This window comes from Aequorivita antarctica, from assembly GCF_007997155.1.
Lineage (GTDB): Bacteria > Bacteroidota > Bacteroidia > Flavobacteriales > Flavobacteriaceae > Aequorivita > Aequorivita antarctica.
The window spans coordinates 329,546-348,900 of sequence record NZ_VORT01000001.1 but is presented as its reverse complement, the minus strand read 5'-3'; the positions used below and the strand labels follow the sequence as shown (position 1 = coordinate 348,900).

Below are 19,355 nucleotides of genomic sequence, written 5' to 3'. Positions count from 1 at the left end.
TTTTATGTCATTAACAATATTATTACTGGACAACCAATTTTTTAGTTGAAACATTTTCACCGGCCTTTATTGTTACAAAATAAATTCCAGAAGAATAATTTGAAACATTTAGTGTGGCTCTTGTGGTATTGTCAATACTCAATTTACTTTCCAAAATTTGACCTAAGCTGTTAGCAACGGTAACATCAAAATTACTAAAGGTTTTATCTGAAAGACTAATATAAACCTCATTGGTCGCTGGGTTTGGGTATAATGATAAAGCATTATCAAACGCATTTTCTTCAACACCAATGAGACAATCTAATATGCCGCCACCATAAAATTTAGCCTGTGTTCTTTCCCCTTCCCATCCTTCGGTGTCGTTTTTGGCACTTACAGCATACCACATTTCATCATTTGGATCAGTAATAGGAATGGTTATGGAATTGGTATTTGACGTTGCAATTACCTCCATATATTTTTCGCCCAAAAGATAAAATTCGTAAGATTCAGCATCAGCGATAGCACTCCATTCAAAATATGCTGTGTCTTCGCAAACTTCAATAACATTAACAGTAACCGAAGTTCTTGCAATATTAAAAGTATCATCACTTACATCCTGAAATGCGCCACTGGTAACTCTAATAAGCGTATTCCCGCCAACCTCATTTGGAACAGTCCAATTATAGAAATGGGTGTCGTTTGGCACGGTGGCTATGTTGTTCCAAGTGTTTCCATTATCTATGGAATAATCCAAAACGAAGTCGTCTGTCGTATTAACCTCATCCCAATGAATGGTTTCGGCAAGATTTGGTTGAAAATGTTCGCCTCCGTTGGGATATGTCATAGCAACATGGTCCGAGATTAGTTCATAAACAATATAATATTCCTGTGGCCCTATTGGCACATTAAATCCAGTTATGTCAATATCATAATTCCCTACTGCAGGATCATTGATTAATACCTGCTCCACATTGTTTAAATGATCAGGGCCATTGGTTGCGGGATCATTAAGAGTAATTGGATCGGGTGTGGGGTCAAGAATCCATGGTTCCAAAACGTTGCTGGAAGGATCTGTAACAAGCAAATCCAAATCGTTCACCAAAGCTGGATCTGCTCCAGGACTTGCCGCAACATCACTCCAATACACCATAAAACGCACTTGAGTGGTTCCAGCTGGAACATTTATAGTGTGCGTGTTTGTATTTCCTTGAGAAATTTCATCGGAAAGGTAATGACCATCTTCTATAAGCTTAACAGCTTGAAGCGCATTTACAATTCCCCATCCAAATTTATAATCAGGCCCAATATTTCCTGCTTCATTGGCTGTATTCAATAAAGTTGCTTTTATTAAAGCTGAAGGAGGAAAATCGCCTCCGTTCAAATCTCCATAAGCTTGATAAAGCTGTGCAGAAATACCCGCAATGCCCGGAGCAGCACCTGAAGTTCCGCCAAAAGTTTGATAGGTGTTATTCTCATTTGTAGAAATTTGGTTTTGACCATTTGCCGTAATGTCCGGTTTTATTCTTCCGTCGTGAGCAGGCCCGCGACTACTTGAATTTACCAAAGAACCATCAAAGTAAACATTGGCAGTAGCAATTACATTTTTTCCTTGTTTATGGCCTCCAGTAATATTTCCCCATTGGCTACCGGCTCCATAGCCGCAATTATTGTTGTTTGAATTTCCTGCGGAAAAAACATGAAGCAAACTTGGAGTGTCCAGTGTTTGTTGGTCAACGGTTTGGGTTATACTGGTATAGCCATCATTACAACCATTGCTATATGATGAATTTGTTATTTGAACACTTCCATCATTAATTAGGTTTACAGTAGAACCATCTAAAAAATTACTAGCATAATTAACTACATAAACATCAGATCCGGCGGCCATTCCCCTATTTGAGGGAAGCAAATTACCTGCACCGGTCATAATTCCAGCAACTCCATCACCATGCGATTGGTTAGCAACATTTGTCAAATTGGTCAACCTTCCTTGAAAATCTATGTGTGGACCAACGCGGCCGTCATCGCGAACCATAACACCAATACCTTCGCCTGTATAATTTCTACCTGCACCAGTTTGAGTGTCTAAAGAATTTGCTCTGTGAAGACTTCTTCCTCTGGTATCATCTGGCACAGCAGGAGCAACTACAAGATCGACCCATTTTACAAAAGATAATTCTGAAAGTGCTTCCAAACAATTGTTGGGAATAGAAAGATCAAGCATATTTTGACCTTTAAAGTTCTCTTTCACGATTATTTGTTGCTGAGCCAACTGGCTTATGGCGTAGGTACCGGTAACATTTTTGTGAAACTGAAGTGTCACCAAAATATTATCGCCATCCATTGCCCAATAATTATAATCCCCACTTTTCAATGCCGCCGATAGCTTTGCCCTGCCATTAACGGGAACAATGGTGCGCACACCGTTGTTTCTTAAGAAAGTTACAGAAGTATTTTCTGGAAAATAAAAAAGGTAGGTTCTCTGTGGAATATATTCTAACAATTGCAGATTGTTTTGTTTGAACAAATCTTGAACCTGTTGTGAAGGAGTTGCGTAAAATTGAACCCAGCCCAGATAACCATTATCCAGTCTAGCAGATTCTGGCATTTGGCTCCATTGAAAGCTTGCAATGTTTTCAGGCATTTCATAGGTTTCACCTTGAAAAACAATGTCATTTGAATTTTGAGAAAATGTTAGTGAAAAAACCAACATCATCACCAACAGCGTAAAGTTTTTAATTATTGGGAAAGTAATTTTTGCCATGATTAACTTGTTTTATTTGGGTTATAGTTAAAAAAAAATGGCTTAAAACTCGCCATATCTTCTCAAATATATTTATTTGAATCCAAAAACAAGTCATTTCAAAATAAAAAACAGGAAATTTAACACATTTCACTTCCTGTGGAAGAAACAGTAAATCAATAATTTATAAAGAAATTTAAAATGTATTATTGAAACAAAGCCTTCAACTCAGTGGCGTCTTTTGGCTTCATTTTTCCAGCCAATACCAAGCTCAGCTGTTTGCGACGGAGCGCCGCAATAAATCGTGATTTTTCAATCTCAGTTTCTGGTAAAAGCTCTGGCACACGTACGGGTCTACCCGTTTCATCAACAGCCACAAATGTATAAATGGCTTCGTTGGAAAGGCTTCTTTCGCCACTTTCGCGGTCTTCAATATAAACGTCCATATAAACTTCCATAGAACTGCTAAACGCTCTCGAAACCTTTGCCTCAACCGTCACCACACTTCCCAATGGAATCATTTTGTTGAAAGCAACGTGGTTTACAGAAGCGGTAACCACAATTCTTCTACTGTGACGCCGTGCGGCTATACTAGCAGCACGATCCATTCGGGCAAGCAGCTCGCCTCCAAACATATTACCTATAGGATTGGTTTCACTCGGAAGAACCATGTCTGTATAAATGGTCAATGAATCTTTTGGGGTTTTGGCTTGCATCAGAAAAATTTTTGCAAAGATACCCAACTAGAAAAAAAGAATAGAGTAAAAAGAAGAAAGAAAAGCTGATTATTATCTGTAATAAACCATATACCTACTTAAAACTGTGCCCCGACTTCAATATACTGATTTACTGAATCTCTTGTACCAACATCCAAGCATCTGCATTTTCAGTTCTTTTGATTTCACTTAGCTTATTCAAAGCCTCCAAGCGGTCTTCAAAACTTGCGTACAAAACCTGATGCAGACCGTAGCGCGTAGGCTCCATTTTTAGAGGTGAAAAACCTTTATCGCGCAATTGCTCAACTTTTTTATCGGCATTGTCTTCCTCACGGTAAGCACCCGCAACAATATGGTACATTCCAGTGTGTTTTGGAAGTTGTAAACTAAGTACTGGCAGTGGATTTTCAATTACAAAAGTAGCCTCCTGTATCTGATTTTCTATCAATGAATTTGCTTTTTGCCTTTCTGCCAAATTAAACTTTTGAACTTGACTCTCGTAAAGTTTTAAACTTCCAAGCCCTATTGCAGACATTGCTATAACTGCGATTGCAGCGTATTTAAGGTAGGATTTTGCGGCTTTTCTTTCTGGTGTAAAAATAATGGGAGCTTTTTCTTCTAAAGCTTCAACAGTTTCTTTATAAAACTCACGGGTTATTTTTGGTGAAACGAATGATGAAAGCCCAAAAGCCGAAGTGCTGAAATTCTGCTGCTGCAAGGGTTCAAACTGAAGTGATTGTTCTTCGTTCAGCGAAAATTCACCTATATTTTTGAATGAAATGGTTTTCCCTTCTGAAAGTTCTCTAGAAATTTGAGAAGTAAAGCTTCTTATTTTTTGTAAAGCGGTTTCATAACTACATTTTTCAACCGAAGCAACATAATTGGCAAACAAACCGTCATTGGCCTGCAATTGTTTATTGAAAGAAACAATTTTTGAAGGCGGATTGAAGGTGTTTGTGGAATTGTCAATATGTGCAGATTTATAACGCGTTAAAAAAGCGCCAAAACCAGGAATAATCACACATTCGTATCGGTAAAGCAGGTCAGAAATGTAGGTTGTAAGTTGCATATAAACAAAATTAGCCTTTTTTGAAGGCAATCCAATTTTTGTTTTGGTAATTTATTAACAACTTAAAAATTTGTATTTTTAAACTCCCTCCCCAATTTTAATTTTCGAAATTATGCTTTCAAAAAACGAACTGCGCTATACGCTTGCTTTGCAGCGTATTCCAAATTTAGGGGATATTTCAGCGAAAAAATTATTGCGGAAAATGGGTTCTGCCGAAGACATTTTCAAAGAGAAAAAAAGCAATCTTGCCAAAATTGATGGTATTGGAATTTTGCGGCTAAAAGATCTCGATCTAAAAAAACAATTGGAAGAAGCCGATGAAGAAATGAAATTTATTGAAGAAAACAATATTCAATTCAGCTATTTCAAAGACAAAACCTTTCCCGAAAAATTAAAACATTGCATAGATGGGCCAATACTTTTCTTTTATAGCGGAAATATTGATTTGGTTGGCAAGAAAATAATTAGCATCGTAGGCACCCGAAAAATAACCAGTTACGGCAACGCTTTTTGCCGAAATTTAATTGAAGAAATCGCGCCACTAAACCCTGTGATAGTTTCTGGTTTGGCTTATGGAGTTGATATTTGCGCACACAAAGCTGCGATAGAAAATAACTTACAGAATATTGCTTGTTTGGCCCACGGATTAAATCAAATGTATCCCAAAGACCATAAAAGATATGTTCAAAAAATAGAGGAAAACGGCGGTTTTATCACAGAATTTTGGAGTAGTGACGCTTTTGATAGAAACAATTTTTTAAAGCGAAACCGCATTATCGCGGGACTTTCCGAAGCTACAATCGTTATAGAATCTGCTGAAAAAGGTGGAAGTTTGGTAACGGCAGATATTGCGAACTCATATAACCGCGAAGTTTTTGCCGTTCCCGGAAGAGCTACGGATAGCCAAAGTCGTGGCTGCAACAACTTAATAAAACAGCAGAAAGCACAGTTACTAACCAGTGCCGCGGATATAATCTATATGTTGGACTGGGAATTAAAAGAAAACCAAAAGCCCAAACAAACCCAACTTTTCGTGGAATTAGATGATGAAGAAAAAGTAGTCTTCCGATTTTTAAAAGAAAAGGAAAAAGAACTGTTAGATATCATCGCTCTGGAATGCAACATTCCAGCATACAAAACAGCAAGCATTTTAATGAATATGGAACTGAAAGGAGTTGTTAGGCCGTTACCCGGGAAGTTGTTTCAATTGGTTTAGTACCCAAGTTTTTCCCGTACTCTTTTTAATACCCCATCAGCAACTTTCCTTGCCTTTTCAGCACCCGTGGCCAAAGCTGCATCTATTTCAGGAAGATTTTCCATAAAATATTTATAGCGAGCACGTTCTTCAGAAAATTTTTCGACTATCAATTCAAACAAAGCTTGTTTTGCGTGGCCATAGCCGAAGTTTCCCCCTTCGTAGTTTTTTCGCATTTGTGTAACTTCTTCTTTTGAAGCCAATAATTTATAAATACCAAATACATTGCAAGTATCAGGATTTTTTGGTTCTTCCAGCGGCGTACTATCTGTTTCAATACCCATTACTTGTTTTCGAAGGTTTTTATCATCCAAAAATATATTAATGAAGTTCCCTTTGGATTTACTCATTTTGGTTCCGTCCGTTCCGGGAACATACATGGTTTCTTCTTGCACTTTTCCAACCGGTAACACAAAAGTTTCACCCATTTGTGTGTGAAAACGTGAAGCAACATCGCGGGTTATTTCAATGTGCTGCATTTGGTCTTTTCCAACGGGAACAATTTCAGCATCGTACAATAATATATCAGCTGCCATAAGCATTGGATATGTAAAAAGACCTGCATTCACATCTTCTAAACGGTCAGCCTTATCTTTAAAGGAATGTGCCAATGTTAACCTTTGGAACGGAAAAAAGCAGCTTAAATACCAAGAAAGTTCTGTAGTCTGCGGCACGTCACTCTGACGATAAAAAACTACGCGTTCTATATCCAACCCAAAAGCTAACCAAGTTGCGGCAGCACTATAGGTGTTTTCCCGAAGCGTTGCGGGATTTTTTATCTGTGTGAGTGAGTGCATATCCGCAATAAAAAGAAACGACTCGTTTTTGGGATCGTTTGCCATTTCAATAGCGGGAATGATTGCTCCCAAAAGGTTTCCGAGGTGCGGAGTATTTGTACTTTGTATTCCTGTGAGTATTCTTGACATCGTTCTGAAAAATTTCAACAAAGGTACTTTTTTTGATTTATTCACATCGTTCAAATGAGTACTTTTGAAGCTAATGAAATTACTAAAACAAATATTTGCGACCTTTTACCGTATTTGGTTCTATTTGATTATAGCTCTTGCTACAATTTTGCTATTTCCCTTTCTTGTTATTAGTATTCTGAAATATTCTTGGTATCCTTTTTTCTTCAAAGTTGCACGAACTTGGTCTGCACTAATAATTTATGGAATTGGATGCTACCCCATTATAAAACGTGACATACATTATGAAAAGGGCCAAAGCTATATGTTTGTTGCCAACCACACTTCCATGACAGATATTATGCTAATGTTTTATGTCACCAAAAATCCATTCGTTTTTGTTGGCAAAAAAGAATTGGCAAAAATTCCACTGTTCGGATATATTTATAAACGAACCTGCATTTTGGTAGATCGTGGAAACAACAAAAGCCGTGTTGAAGCATTCCGAAGAGCCGAAATGCGTTTGAACGAAGGCTTAAGTATTTGCATTTTTCCCGAAGGTGGCGTTCCAGAGGATCTTTCGCTTTTGTTGGATGAATTTAAGGATGGTGCGTTTAGACTTTCCATTGAACACCAAATACCCATCGCTCCGATGACCTTTCACGATAATAAAAAAAGGTTTCCTTATTCATTTTTTAAGGGCGGTCCGGGCAAAATGCGAATTAAAGTTCATAAACTTATTCCAACTGCGACATTGAGTTTGGACAAAAGAAAGGAATTGAAAAAAGAAACGCGGGAAGTAATTTTGGGTGAATTGCAAAACCCTACGGTTTAGTATTTAGATTTTTTTACCTTCTACTTGGCCCACAATCAGGGTATAAAAAAACCGTCCTATGGCGAAGAACGGTTTTTTGCAATCATTTTGTTTGAAGTATATCAAACACATCCAACTAAAAACTAACCTAAAACTTGAAACTCAATCCACTGTATACACCTAAATAGTAAGGCTTGAAGTCTACAGATGAATCGGTATAAGGGTTGAGCTGGTATTTAAACATTGGCTCAATATTAAACGTAAATTTTTTGGACAGTTTATAGTCCAATCCCAGCCCGACGTTAGTTGAAAAACTTACAGAGGAGAGATTATTTGCCTCTCCAAGCACATCAGTAAAATTATCTGCTTTCACTGAAATTTCGTTGTTGCCTAAAAACAAAGTGCTTACTCCGCCAATTACATTTACGCCAAATCTACTTTCAATAACAGCATATTTAAGCTCAACCGGCACTTCGTAATAGTTTAAATTTTGAATAAGCCTTGCTTCGCCTTGCGTAGATTTTGGCATAATATCTCCAAAACCATTAGATGGGGCAGCATTGGCAAAAGATCCTTTATCAGCAGCCGTTACAACAATATCCCTTCCCCCATAATCAACAGAACGCAGCGCGACAGCCACTGGGCCCGTACCCACTTCAATACCAGAGGTGCTATAGCTTAAATCTACATTGTTAACCCCAGTACGCACGCTTAAACGATTGTTAAGAGCATAACTCACCTGCACTCCGTAGCTCATATTTACATCGCCTTTTTGTGGATTGTCTGCAAAACTTGGATCTATTGAAGAACCATTTCCTAGGCTACTGTAATAAACTGGAGCTAAGTTTGGAGCTACATTCCAGCGATGTTCTGGTTTTTGCTTCTTTTTCTTTTCAGGAGCTGCATCTTCATTAGCTTCTGCAATGGCGTCAAAAATTGATTTTTTATTGTTTGATTCTTGCGTTATTTCTTCCTCGGTTTTTACCAGGTTTTTTTCTGAATCTGTCTTTTCAGAATTTTGGTTAACAGCAACTCCTTCTTTTTTGGTGTCGAAAATAGCTTTATCCTTATTTATGAGACCTTCGTTTGCCTCTTTTATATTTTTATCAGCATTGGCCTTTTCAGAACTATTTTTTGAAGTAGCTATTACCTCATTCAGCTGCGTTTTAGATGTATTCTTTTCAATCAAATCTTTCTTTTGATTTTCTTTTGATTTTGAAGAATTCTTTTCTGAACTATTGGCAGCTATTACAGTATTAGTTGATTTTTTAGAAGAATTTTTGAAAAGTTTATTTGAAGGTTTTGTTTCACCTTTATTTTTTGAAGAACTATCCTCAGAAGCATCCGAGTCCTGAGAGCCATCATTTCGAAGCGTCTTATCTTCAGAAGCTACTTGCGTATCATTAGCTTGTTTTTCAACCTCAGATTTATTTTCTTGAAGTTGATTTTCAGTTTGTTCCAAATTCTGGTTAGTAATTTCAGGTGCAACAACAGTATTAGTAGAATTGTAAAGTGAATCGCCCACAGTCAATAAAAGTGCAAGTAACGCAGCAACACCGCTAAGTTTTATCCACAGCGGGATAACTTTGCGCTCTTTTTTCTCCTTTTTAAGGGCTGCTTGAATGTTTTCCCAAACGCGCGGCGAAGGAGTGGCCTCAAAATTTTTGAAACCTTCGTTAAAAATGTTGTCTATGTTTTTCTTTTCTTTCATCCTTACCCTTTAACAGGGAAAACTTTTAAAAACCCCTACCCAAAAGCAGGGGTATTTTATTCAATCTAAACAATTTATACAATGCTTTAAGTGTTATAATTTATAGCATTATATTCTTCAATCTTATTTTTCAAAATCATTCTGGCTCGAGCCAGGTTTGATTTAGACGTTCCATCGCTGATTCCTAACATTTCTGCTATCTCTTTATGTTGATAGCCATCCATCACGTACATACTGAAAACCAATCTGTACCTATCCGGCAGTTCCTGCACAATTTTCAGCAGAAAATCCAAAGGAATTTCTTCGCTTTCAATTTCCACCTCGGCCTCATCTTCAATTTGGCCTTCATCAACAATTTCAAAGGTGCGTTGTTTCCTATATTTCTGAAGCACGGTATTCACGGTCACCCGTTTCATCCATCCTTCAAAAGAACCTTTTCCGTTATACTGCTCAACTTTCTTAAAAATGGTTATAAAAGCATCCTGCAAATTGTCTTCAGCCTCGGTATAATTAGGCGAATAGCGAAGACAAATGGCAAAAAGGATTCTGTTGTACTGTTTGTACAATTCGCCCTGCGCCGTTGCATTCTGCTTTTTGCATTGTATTATGAGCTCGTCTAAAGTCAAATGCGGTCCCGTGAATTATTGTTCTGTTGTAAATACCTCTTTATTTTAGAGGGCAACCGTAATAATCAAGGTTCCTACATTTTGTAGATACCAGTGTATCAAAAGGGTTGCGTGGTTCGCTGAAAATTATTTACTTATTGCAGTAATAGCATCTTTAATTTTCTTTTCCAACTCATCCATTAAATCTGGGTTGTCTAAAAGAAGTGCTTTTACAGCATCACGACCCTGCCCAAGTTTGGTGTCGTCATAACTGAACCATGAACCCGCTTTTTTGATAATTTCAAAATCAACGCCGAGGTCAATAATTTCACCTACTTTGGAAATTCCTTCGCCATACATAATGTCAAACTCTACTTGTTTGAAAGGTGGCGCCACTTTGTTTTTTACAACTTTTACGCGGGTTTTGTTTCCCATGGCATTGCTGTCACTATCTTTTATTTGTGTGGAACGACGAATATCCAATCGCACGGAAGCGTAAAACTTCAAAGCGTTTCCCCCCGTTGTAGTTTCTGGGTTTCCGAACATTACCCCAATTTTCTCACGCAACTGGTTAATGAAGATTACAGTACATTTTGTTTTGCTGATGGAACCCGTAAGTTTTCGAAGTGCTTGGCTCATCAAACGTGCGTGAAGCCCCATTTTGCTATCGCCCATTTCGCCTTCTATTTCGCTTTTTGGCGTTAAGGCTGCAACGGAGTCGATAACTACTATGTCTATCGCACCACTTCGGATTAAGTTATCGGCGATTTCTAAAGCTTGCTCGCCATTATCGGGCTGTGAAATTATCAGATTTTCAACATCAACTCCAAGTTTTTCAGCATAGCCACGATCGAAAGCATGTTCTGCATCGATAAATGCAGCTATTCCACCTTTTTTCTGTGCTTCCGCCATTGCGTGAAGCGTAAGCGTGGTTTTCCCGGAAGATTCTGGGCCGTATATTTCAATGACCCTTCCGCGCGGATAACCACCCACGCCTAGGGCAACATCCAGACCCAAAGAACCTGTAGGAATCACTTCCACATCTTCTACGGCGCGATCGCCCATTTTCATTACAGTTCCTTTGCCGTAAGTCTTGTCAAGTTTATCGAGAGTTAGCTTTAAAGCTTTCAGTTTTGCGTCTTTTTCAGTGCTCATTTTCAGTATATTTTATGATGGGATTTTTAATTAGCTAAGATACTATTTCTTTGTACTTAGGGCAAAAGTAAAATGTGAGGGGAAGGTATTTTTGTTAACAACTAAAAAAAGAAACAAGACCGCTTACTTCGACAAGCTCAGCACAAGCCACTGAAAGAGACAAGAGCCAAGACTTGATTGGAACTAATTTACATGTTTTTTCAATTTAATGGGGAAATAAAATGAAAAAAGCTGCTTTAATAACGCCAGATTGGTTGTCTTTTTTTGTTGCTGCTATTCCTTTAAAAACTTTTTAATAGCTGTATTGCCGTTTTCATCTTCAATATTTAAAAAATACATACCGCTTGATAGATTTGAAACATCTATGAACACCTCTTTAAACGCTATATTTTGATTGCTTAAAAGTTTGCCCTCTAAGTTGAAGATTTTCACTTTTAGATTTTCTGTGGTGTTTTTTGAATTTAGAAATATTATGTTTCTTGTTGGGTTGGGATAAAGGTTGATGATGGTACTTTCTAAATCTGTTAAACCTAAACTGCAATCCTCGCTGTAAGAAGACCAATCATCTTTACACCAACCTACAACAGGAAATCCTTCACATTCGGGATACGTAGCGTTTTCATCATCAATTTGGATGCATATTAGGTTTAAATTCCCTGTGGAAAACATTTCACCCATATTGTTGTTATTACCATTGTCAATATATAGGCTATTTAGTTGGTTGTCGGAACAAATTAAGCCTCTAAGGTTTATGTTTTGAGACAAGTCCAAACTGTTCAATTGATTTTCCGAACAAACCAACGATTCAAGATTTACATTTTGAGATACATCCAATTCACTTAAAAGGTTATCATCGCAATATAAAGATACTATCATAATATTCTGCGTGACATCTAAACTAACTAATGAATTGTCTGAACACCATAATGTCTCAAGATTTATGTTTTGGGATATATCCAAATTACTTAAAAGGTTCTCTCGACACCGTAAGTACTTAAGATTTAAATTTTGGGTTACATTTAAATTGCTTAACTGATTAAATATACAGGTTAACTTTTGAAGATTCAGGTTTTCTGACATATTCAACGCAGTTAGTTGATTTCCTGAACAATATAATACTTCCAAGTTTACAAAACTTTGTATTCCTTCCAAAGATGAAATGTTTTTATAACTCACGTTTAAATTCAGCACAGCTTCGGCTTCATTTACCTGTATCTCTCCATCATTATTAGTATCAACATCTTCTTCAATAAGAGCGTTTTTAAAATTGATATCTGGAATATTTACAATCTGTGCATGAAGAAAGGTATTTACCAATAAAAATATAACTATATATAATTTTTTCATGATTTTATCGATTAAAGCTCGTTGATTTGTTAAAGCTATGCTAATTTTTTATGACATAAAACAGGATTTTCCCTGTTCTTGTAGGGGGATTTTCCCTTTTTTTATTGAAGTGCTTTTCCTACATTTTATAAAAAAGTAAAGCATTAAAAAGACTTTAATCTTTCTGATTTCATTAAAACCTTTACTTTTGCAACTTCAAAATCAATTCTTTTCACCTAAAAAAGTATAGCATGCAACTGTACAATAAATTAAGTGCAAAAGAGAGGGAAACACTTTTGGAACAGGCCGGCGAGGAACGGCTTACCCTTTCTTTTTATCAATACGCCAAAATTGGCAATCCACACCTTTTCCGCAACCATCTTTTTGTAACCTGGCACGAGCAGGATGTGCTTGGCCGTATTTATGTGGCGCACGAAGGCATCAATGCTCAGCTTTCCGTTCCGGCGAAACGCTTTAAGGAATTTAAGGAATTTCTGGACGGCATTTATTTTCTGAAGGATGTACGGCTGAACATCGCCATTGAGCAGGATTTGAAATCGTTCCTAAAACTGAAAGTAAAAGTCCGCGATAAAATTGTTGCTGATGGGTTGAATGACGAAACCTTCGATGTTACAAACAAAGGAATTCATGTTGATGCTTTGAAATTCAATGAACTGATTGAAGATCCAAATGTGGTTTTGGTTGATATGCGAAACCACTACGAAAGCGAAATCGGTCATTTCAAAAACGCTGTAACCCCAGATGTTGATACGTTCCGCGATTCGTTGGATATTATTGAAGCAGATTTAAAAGACCATAAAGAAGACAAAAAGCTAGTGATGTACTGTACTGGCGGCATCCGTTGCGAAAAAGCCAGCGCATATTACAAACACAAAGGTTTTAAAAATGTGTTTCAGCTTGAAGGTGGCATTATTGAATATGCACGTCAGGTTGAAAACCAAGGTTTGGAAAATAAATTCATCGGAAAAAATTTCGTTTTTGACCATCGTCGTGGCGAACGGATTACAGACGATGTAATTAGCCACTGCCACCAATGCGGCGAAGCTTGCGACATACATACCAATTGCGCCAACGAAGCCTGCCACTTACTTTTCATTCAATGCGAAAAATGTGCAGTAGCAATGGAAGATTGTTGTAGTGAAGAATGTGTAGAAACAATCCATTTACCTGAAGAGGAACAGAAAAAACTTAGACAAGGTATCCCAAACAGCAACAAAATTTTTAAAAAGGGGAGATCGGAAAAGTTGAAGTTTAAGAAATAGTCCCCCTAACCACTACTTCGACAAGCTCAGCACATCGCAAAGGGGGAACTCACTGTGCTCTCTCTCCTCCTTTGGAGGGGTCGGGAGAGGATTTCAAAAATCTAAAATCGGAAATTCAAAATCGAAAATTTTATTGGTATCTTTACCGATTAACTCATTTGTTTAATTTTCGTCCCTCTTCATTTGAAAAAGGGCTTTATATATAAAAAATATGGGCTGTACCAGCTGTGCCACAGGCGCCAACGGACAGCCAAAGGGATGCAAGAACAATGGTACTTGCGGAACCGATGGCTGCAACAAACTTACGGTGTTCGACTGGCTTTCAAATATGCAACTTCCCGCTAATATGGAACCCTTCAATGCGGTGGAAGTGCGCTTTAAAAATGGAAGAAAAGAATTTTTCCAAAATCCTGAAAATCTTACTTTAAGTATTGGCGATGTGATAGCTACTGAAGCTTCGCCAGGTCACGATATAGGTATTGTAACGCTTACTGGTGAACTGGTTCGCGTGCAAATGAAAAAGAAAAAAATTCTCTTAAAAATTGAGGCACTGCTCAAAGTTTACAGAAAAGCTTCGCAAAAGGATATTGATATTTGGCAAGGGGTGCGCGATAAAGAGGCTGATGTACAAAAGCGTTCCCGCGAAATTGCCATCCGGCACGGGCTTCATATGAAAATTAGCGATGTGGAATTTCAGGGCGACGCTTCCAAAGTTATTTTCTATTACACTGCCGAAGAAAGAGTTGATTTCCGTGAATTGATAAAGGAATTCGCACGAACCTTCAATACGCGAATTGAAATGAAACAAGTCGGTTTCCGTCAAGAAGCCGCACGCTTGGGTGGTATTGGAAGTTGTGGGCGCGAGCTTTGCTGTTCTACTTGGCTGACGGATTTTCGATCAGTAAACACTTCCGCAGCGCGCTATCAACAACTTTCCTTAAATCCTCAAAAATTGGCTGGACAGTGTGGAAAGTTAAAGTGCTGCTTGAATTATGAATTGGATACTTATTTGGAGGCTTTGGAATCTTTTCCAAGTACCGAAACAAGACTTCAAACTGAAAAAGGATATGCAACATGCCAAAAGATAGATATTTTTAAAGGTTTGCTATGGTATGCCTATGAAAAGGAATTTATGAATTGGCATGAATTAACCGCTGAAAAGGCAAATGAAATAATAGCCCTGAATAAAAAAGGTGAAAAACCACTGGCGCTGGAGGAATTTATAATTGAAACTCCAAAACCTGAGAGAGAACCCTATAGCAACGTGGTTGGCCAAGATAGCCTAACCCGCTTTGATCAACCGAAACAAAAAAGCAATAAACGCCGAAATAAAAGTCGAAACAAAAATAAAGGTACGGTAGAAGCTAATGCTGGAAACGCTCCTAAAAATAACCCAAGAAATAAGGCTTCAAAAAAACCCGGAAATAAACCAGACAATAAAAACAGAAACCCCAAGCCAAAAAAAAATGAATAAGTTATCTGCACTTTTTTTGACTGCTATTCTCCTCGTTTCCTGTGAGTCTGATACGGTTTTTAGTGAAGTTCGCGCAATGGATGGTCATTGGGGTGCTGATGAGGTGGTAGAGTTTAAACTGCCACAAATGGATTCGCTCAAAAAATATAATCTCTTTTTAAATATTAGAAATACTAACGAATACAAGTTCAACAATCTGTTTTTAATCGTTTCAATGAATTTTCCCCACGGAAAAACGGTTACTGATACAATTGAATACCGAATGGCCAATCCAGACGGCTCGTGGATGGGTCAAGGAATTGGCGATATAAAGGAAAACAAACTGTGGTATAAAGAAAACGTAAAGTTTTTTGAAGAAGGTAATTACACCATAGACATAGCCCAAGCAATGCGCAATAATGGCGACGTGGAAGGCGTTACAAAACTCGAAGGCATTTCAGATGTTGGTTTCAGTATAGAAGAAGCCGCCAAACAGTAAAAAATAATATGGCAACAAAAAAAGCAGCTCCAAAAAAGAAAAAACAGAATGATGTTAGCCATCATATTAAAACTTTCTGGAAGATTTTCGCAGGGTTTATTCTATTTGTTATCTTAATCTTTTTATTGGCCTCATGGGGTGTTTTTGGGAGTCTTCCAGATGAAACCAGCCTTGAAAATCCCGAAAAAAATCTCGCTACTGAAATTATTTCTTCCGACGGAAAAACAATCGGTAAGTTTTACAAAGAAAACAGAACCCCCGTTCTCTTTGACTCCCTGCCCGACCATTTAGTAAACGCATTAATAGCTACGGAAGATGTCCGTTTTTATGACCACTCCGGTATTGACGGTAGGGGAACTATACGTGCTGTTGCGTTTTTAGGCTCACGTGGAGGCGCGAGTACCATTACGCAACAGTTGGCAAAACTTTTCTTTACGGAACAGGTTTCAAGGAACAAACTACAGCGTGGGTTACAGAAAATAAAGGAATGGATTATCGCAATCCGCTTGGAACGCCGCTACACAAAAGAAGAAATTATCACAATGTATTTCAACGAATACGATTTTGTGAACCAAGCAGTAGGAATAGAATCTGCAGCTAATATATATTTTGACAAACCGCCTGCAGCACTTTCAACCGTTGAATCTGCCACACTTGTAGGAATGTTCAAAAATTCCTCACTTTATAATCCAGTGCGAAACCCAGAAGGTGTTACCAACAGAAGAAATGTGGTACTCGCCCAAATGGAGAAGTACGATTATATTTCAGAAAAAGTAATGGATTCGTTGCAAGCGCTACCATTGAATATAAAGTTTACACCGCAAGGCCATGATGAGGGAAGCGCAACCTATTTCCGCGAATACGCCCGTCAATTTATGGAAGACTGGATCAAAGAGCACTCAAAGCCGGACGGCGGTAAATACAATATCTATCAAGATGGATTGAAAGTATATGTTACTATCGACAGTAAAATGCAGGAATATGCCGAAACAGCTGTAAAAAAACATATGGCACACTTGCAAATAGCCTTTGACGACCAAAACAAAAAAAATAAAACTGCGCCTTTTCGAGATATTTCTGAAGAAGAAACCGAAGGGATTTTAAATTCCGCCATGCGAAAAAGCGACCGATGGCGAGAAATGAAAAAGCAAGGAAAGGATGAAGAAGAAATTATAAAAAGCTTCAAAAAGAAAGTCCCGATGCGCGTTTTTTCTTGGAAGGGAGATATTGATACTTTAATGACACCGATGGATTCCATTCGCTATCACAAATCATTTTTGCAAGCGGCAATGATGTCCATGACTCCGCAAACAGGCGAAGTGAAAGCTTGGGTAGGTGGCATAGATTATAAACACTATAAATATGATATGGTGAAAAAAGGAAGACGCCAAATTGGCTCTACTTTTAAACCTTTCGTGTATGCTACGGCAATAGATCAAATGCACATGTCGCCCTGTGATACCTTGCCAAACACCATTTATACTATACCCGCTGGCAGATATGGTCTTCAACAACCTTGGACCCCAAAAAATGCAGGTGGGAGTTATGGTGGAATGGTTACCCTAAAATATGCACTTGCAAATTCAATAAACACCATTACCGCGCGATTGATAGACCGCGTGGGGCCAGAGCCAGTAATTGATTTGGTCAAAAAAATGGGCGTCGATACAAAAAGCATGCCCGCAGTGCCCTCCATTGCGCTCGGAACACCAGACGTTTCAGTTTTCGAAATGGTGGGAGCCTACAGTACTTTTGCCAATGAAGGCGTTTATGTTGAGCCAATATTAATTCAAAGAATCGAGGACAAAAACGGAACGGTACTTTATCAAAATGTGCCTAAAACTAAAGATGTTATAAGTAATGAAACGGCCTACGTAACTGTTAGCTTAATGGAAGGCGTAACACAGTCTGGATCCGGTGCTCGATTGAGAGGAACATGGGCCGTAAATTCTCCAATCTATAAAAATGCAGTTACTGGATATCCGTATGATTTTAAAAACCCCATAGCCGGAAAAACTGGAACTACACAAAACAACAGTGACGGCTGGTTTATGGGTATGGTTCCAAACCTTGTTACAGGCGTTTGGGTAGGTGGTGATGACCGGGCAACCCATTTTGGCTCCACAGCTTATGGCCAAGGTGCTACAATGGCGCTGCCTATTTGGGGAATGTATATGAAAAGCTGCTATGCCGATACAGATTTGGATGTTTCAACAGGAAACTTCAAACGACCCGCAAATCTTTCCATTGAAACAGATTGTTCAAAGTGGCGCGAAGGCAATCCCGATATAGAGGAAATGCCCGATGAGTTTGGTATTTAAACTCAAACCCTTCTCAAAGAAGTAGAAGAAAGACCTCACAAGCTTTGAAGCTATGTGAGGTTTTTTTATAGATTGAAATTTCGTAATTTTCAGAAAATTTTAAACATGATAAAAAAGACAGTTGCAAACGTTCAGGAAGCTTGTGAAGGCATTGCAGACGGAATGACTTTTATGCTCGGCGGCTTTGGGCTTTGTGGCATTCCAGAAAATATTATTTCAGAATTGGTTCGGAAAAATATTCAAAACGTAACCTGTATATCAAACAATGCGGGCGTCGATGATTTTGGCCTTGGCCTTTTGTTGAAAAAACATCAAATAAAGAAAATGATTTCTTCCTATGTAGGAGAAAACGCCGAGTTTGAGCGCCAAATGCTCAGTGGAGAAATGGAGGTTGAACTAATTCCCCAGGGAACATTGGCACAACGCTGTGAAGCTGCCAGAAGCGGCATTCCAGCCTTTTTTACTCCTGCTGGCTACGGAACCGAAGTGGCTGAAGGAAAAGAAACCCGAGAATTTCACGGAAAAATGCACATAATGGAAAAAGCTTTTGAGGCAGATTTTTCTTTTGTAAAAGCTTGGAAGGGTGACGAAGCCGGAAACCTCATCTTTAAGGGAACAGCTAGAAACTTCAACCCAGCCATGTGCGGTGCTGGAAAAATTACCGTAGCCGAGGTGGAAGAATTAGTTCCTGCTGGAGAATTGGACCCCAACCAAGTCCATATTCCAGGAATATTTATCCAAAGAATATTTCAAGGGGAAAAGTATGAAAAGCGTATTGAACAATTAACGGTTAGAAAAAGAAACTAATGGCACTTTCAAAAGAACAAATAGCACAGCGCATAGCAAAAGAAGTAAAAGACGGCTACTACGTTAACCTCGGCATAGGAATCCCAACCTTGGTTGCTAACTTTGTGCAAAACGATATAAACGTGGAATTTCAAAGCGAAAATGGAATCCTTGGGATGGGCCCATTTCCTTTTGAAGGCGATGAAGATCCAGATTTAATAAATGCCGGAAAACAAACAATTACCGCTTTGCCTGGCGCATCATTCTTTGATTCGGCAATGAGTTTTGGAATGATCCGCGGCCAACACGTTGATCTAACTATTTTGGGTGCCATGGAAGTTTCGCAAAATGGAGACATAGCCAATTGGAAAATTCCTGGTAAAATGGTGAAGGGAATGGGTGGCGCCATGGACTTGGTAGCTTCCGCAGAAAATATAATCGTGGCGATGATGCACACAAACCGTGAAGGTGAATCCAAACTATTAAAGAATTGTAGTTTACCGCTTACTGGCGTAAAATGCGTTAAAAAAATAGTAACTAATCTTGCCGTTCTTGAAATAATTGATGGGAAATTTCACCTTCTTGAACGTGCACCAGGAGTTTCAGTTGAAGAAATTCAGAAAGCTACCGAAGGAGATTTGGTTGTAAAAGGAGAAATTATTGAGATCAAATTTTAAGAAAAGAATGATTTTTAAACTTTAAAAAACCAGGATTTCAAGGTTTTTTATGTTA

At 38.3% G+C, this 19,355-nt stretch carries 16 protein-coding genes; 8 read left to right on the top strand and 8 right to left on the bottom strand.

Annotated elements, in window-relative coordinates:
- Positions 1-22: 22 nt before the first annotated feature.
- From ESU54_RS01580 to ESU54_RS01570, 3 genes are all read right to left on the bottom strand, one after another.
- Entirely contained in the window at positions 23-2,746 is a 2,724-nt protein-coding gene (locus tag ESU54_RS01580; RefSeq protein ID WP_111842864.1) for a S8 family serine peptidase, read from the bottom strand.
- A gap of 185 nt (positions 2,747-2,931) precedes the next feature.
- A complete protein-coding gene (locus ESU54_RS01575) occupies positions 2,932-3,441 on the bottom strand; it encodes an acyl-CoA thioesterase (RefSeq protein WP_111843252.1) in 510 nt (169 codons plus the stop codon).
- A 130-nt stretch (positions 3,442-3,571) separates the two neighbouring features.
- Positions 3,572-4,510, bottom strand: a complete 939-nt coding sequence (locus tag ESU54_RS01570) for an HU domain-containing protein (RefSeq protein ID WP_170253243.1) — start codon at positions 4,508-4,510, stop codon at positions 3,572-3,574.
- 112 nt (positions 4,511-4,622) lie between these two features.
- Here ESU54_RS01570 and dprA point away from each other — a divergent pair, with 112 nt between their 5' ends.
- The gene (gene dprA, locus ESU54_RS01565; protein WP_111842866.1) at positions 4,623-5,726 is read left to right on the top strand and encodes a DNA-processing protein DprA; all 1,104 of its coding nucleotides are present in this window, start codon (positions 4,623-4,625) and stop codon (positions 5,724-5,726) included.
- Here the strand turns inward: dprA and trpS are convergent.
- Positions 5,723-6,691 carry a tryptophan--tRNA ligase gene (trpS, locus tag ESU54_RS01560; protein WP_111842867.1) on the bottom strand — a complete coding sequence of 323 codons (969 nt, stop codon included), beginning with the start codon at positions 6,689-6,691 and terminating at the stop codon, positions 5,723-5,725. The two genes, dprA and trpS, sit on opposite strands and share 4 nt — an antisense overlap.
- Before the next feature lie 73 nt (positions 6,692-6,764).
- On the opposite strand from trpS, the gene ESU54_RS01555 reads away from it, so the two are divergent.
- The gene (locus ESU54_RS01555; RefSeq protein WP_111842868.1) at positions 6,765-7,505 is read left to right on the top strand and encodes a lysophospholipid acyltransferase family protein; all 741 of its coding nucleotides are present in this window, start codon (positions 6,765-6,767) and stop codon (positions 7,503-7,505) included.
- Between the two features lie 127 nt (positions 7,506-7,632).
- On the opposite strand, the gene ESU54_RS01550 is transcribed toward ESU54_RS01555, so the two are convergent.
- The 4 genes from ESU54_RS01550 to ESU54_RS18030 all read right to left on the bottom strand — a co-directional run bounded on the left by ESU54_RS01550 (position 7,633) and on the right by ESU54_RS18030 (position 12,302).
- On the bottom strand, positions 7,633-9,195 hold the full coding sequence (locus tag ESU54_RS01550) for an outer membrane beta-barrel protein (protein WP_111842869.1): 1,563 nt from the start codon (positions 9,193-9,195) through the stop codon (positions 7,633-7,635).
- 86 nt (positions 9,196-9,281) lie between these two features.
- Positions 9,282-9,821 (bottom strand): RNA polymerase sigma factor, encoded by a 540-nt coding sequence (locus tag ESU54_RS01545; protein WP_111842870.1) that lies wholly within the window; start codon positions 9,819-9,821, stop codon positions 9,282-9,284.
- 126 nt (positions 9,822-9,947) lie between these two features.
- On the bottom strand, positions 9,948-10,955 hold the full coding sequence (gene recA, locus ESU54_RS01540) for a recombinase RecA (protein WP_111842871.1): 1,008 nt from the start codon (positions 10,953-10,955) through the stop codon (positions 9,948-9,950).
- 273 nt (positions 10,956-11,228) lie between these two features.
- Complete coding sequence (locus tag ESU54_RS18030) at positions 11,229-12,302, bottom strand: T9SS type A sorting domain-containing protein (RefSeq protein WP_111842872.1); 1,074 nt, start codon at positions 12,300-12,302, stop codon at positions 11,229-11,231.
- Positions 12,303-12,532: 230 nt separating this feature from the next.
- On the opposite strand from ESU54_RS18030, the gene trhO reads away from it, so the two are divergent.
- The 6 genes from trhO (at position 12,533) to ESU54_RS01505 (ending at position 19,300) form a co-directional block, all read left to right on the top strand.
- The gene (trhO, locus tag ESU54_RS01530) at positions 12,533-13,564 is read left to right on the top strand and encodes an oxygen-dependent tRNA uridine(34) hydroxylase TrhO (RefSeq protein WP_111842873.1); all 1,032 of its coding nucleotides are present in this window, start codon (positions 12,533-12,535) and stop codon (positions 13,562-13,564) included.
- A gap of 211 nt (positions 13,565-13,775) precedes the next feature.
- The gene (locus ESU54_RS01525; protein WP_111842874.1) at positions 13,776-15,038 is read left to right on the top strand and encodes a PSP1 domain-containing protein; all 1,263 of its coding nucleotides are present in this window, start codon (positions 13,776-13,778) and stop codon (positions 15,036-15,038) included.
- Positions 15,031-15,516 carry a gliding motility lipoprotein GldH gene (locus ESU54_RS01520; RefSeq protein ID WP_111842875.1) on the top strand — a complete coding sequence of 162 codons (486 nt, stop codon included), beginning with the start codon at positions 15,031-15,033 and terminating at the stop codon, positions 15,514-15,516. Before ESU54_RS01525 ends, ESU54_RS01520 begins: the two co-directional genes overlap by 8 nt.
- 8 nt (positions 15,517-15,524) lie before the next feature.
- Complete coding sequence (locus ESU54_RS01515; RefSeq protein ID WP_111842876.1) at positions 15,525-17,837, top strand: penicillin-binding protein 1A; 2,313 nt, start codon at positions 15,525-15,527, stop codon at positions 17,835-17,837.
- Positions 17,838-17,942: 105 nt separating this feature from the next.
- The gene (locus tag ESU54_RS01510) at positions 17,943-18,644 is read left to right on the top strand and encodes a CoA transferase subunit A (protein WP_111843253.1); all 702 of its coding nucleotides are present in this window, start codon (positions 17,943-17,945) and stop codon (positions 18,642-18,644) included.
- Positions 18,644-19,300, top strand: a complete 657-nt coding sequence (locus ESU54_RS01505; protein WP_111842877.1) for a CoA transferase subunit B — start codon at positions 18,644-18,646, stop codon at positions 19,298-19,300. The genes ESU54_RS01510 and ESU54_RS01505 overlap by 1 nt, the downstream gene beginning before the upstream one ends.
- Positions 19,301-19,355 lie beyond the last annotated feature (55 nt).

Excerpts from the sequence above, each read along its gene's own strand:
- ESU54_RS01520 (WP_111842875.1), top strand. The coding sequence starts at position 15,031 with ATGAATAAGTTATCTGCACTTTTTTTGACTGCTATTCTCCTCGTTTCC.
- dprA (WP_111842866.1), top strand. The coding sequence starts at position 4,623 with ATGCTTTCAAAAAACGAACTGCGCTATACGCTTGCTTTGCAGCGTATT.
- ESU54_RS01505 (WP_111842877.1), top strand. The coding sequence starts at position 18,644 with ATGGCACTTTCAAAAGAACAAATAGCACAGCGCATAGCAAAAGAAGTA.
- recA (WP_111842871.1), bottom strand. The coding sequence starts at position 10,955 with ATGAGCACTGAAAAAGACGCAAAACTGAAAGCTTTAAAGCTAACTCTC.
- ESU54_RS01555 (WP_111842868.1), top strand. The coding sequence starts at position 6,765 with ATGAAATTACTAAAACAAATATTTGCGACCTTTTACCGTATTTGGTTC.
- ESU54_RS01575 (WP_111843252.1), bottom strand. The coding sequence starts at position 3,441 with ATGCAAGCCAAAACCCCAAAAGATTCATTGACCATTTATACAGACATG.
- trhO (WP_111842873.1), top strand. The coding sequence starts at position 12,533 with ATGCAACTGTACAATAAATTAAGTGCAAAAGAGAGGGAAACACTTTTG.
- ESU54_RS01580 (WP_111842864.1), bottom strand. The coding sequence starts at position 2,746 with ATGGCAAAAATTACTTTCCCAATAATTAAAAACTTTACGCTGTTGGTG.
- ESU54_RS01525 (WP_111842874.1), top strand. The coding sequence starts at position 13,776 with ATGGGCTGTACCAGCTGTGCCACAGGCGCCAACGGACAGCCAAAGGGA.
- ESU54_RS01570 (WP_170253243.1), bottom strand. The coding sequence starts at position 4,510 with ATGCAACTTACAACCTACATTTCTGACCTGCTTTACCGATACGAATGT.
- ESU54_RS01550 (WP_111842869.1), bottom strand. The coding sequence starts at position 9,195 with ATGAAAGAAAAGAAAAACATAGACAACATTTTTAACGAAGGTTTCAAA.
- trpS (WP_111842867.1), bottom strand. The coding sequence starts at position 6,691 with ATGTCAAGAATACTCACAGGAATACAAAGTACAAATACTCCGCACCTC.
- ESU54_RS18030 (WP_111842872.1), bottom strand. The coding sequence starts at position 12,302 with ATGAAAAAATTATATATAGTTATATTTTTATTGGTAAATACCTTTCTT.
- ESU54_RS01510 (WP_111843253.1), top strand. The coding sequence starts at position 17,943 with ATGATAAAAAAGACAGTTGCAAACGTTCAGGAAGCTTGTGAAGGCATT.
- ESU54_RS01515 (WP_111842876.1), top strand. The coding sequence starts at position 15,525 with ATGGCAACAAAAAAAGCAGCTCCAAAAAAGAAAAAACAGAATGATGTT.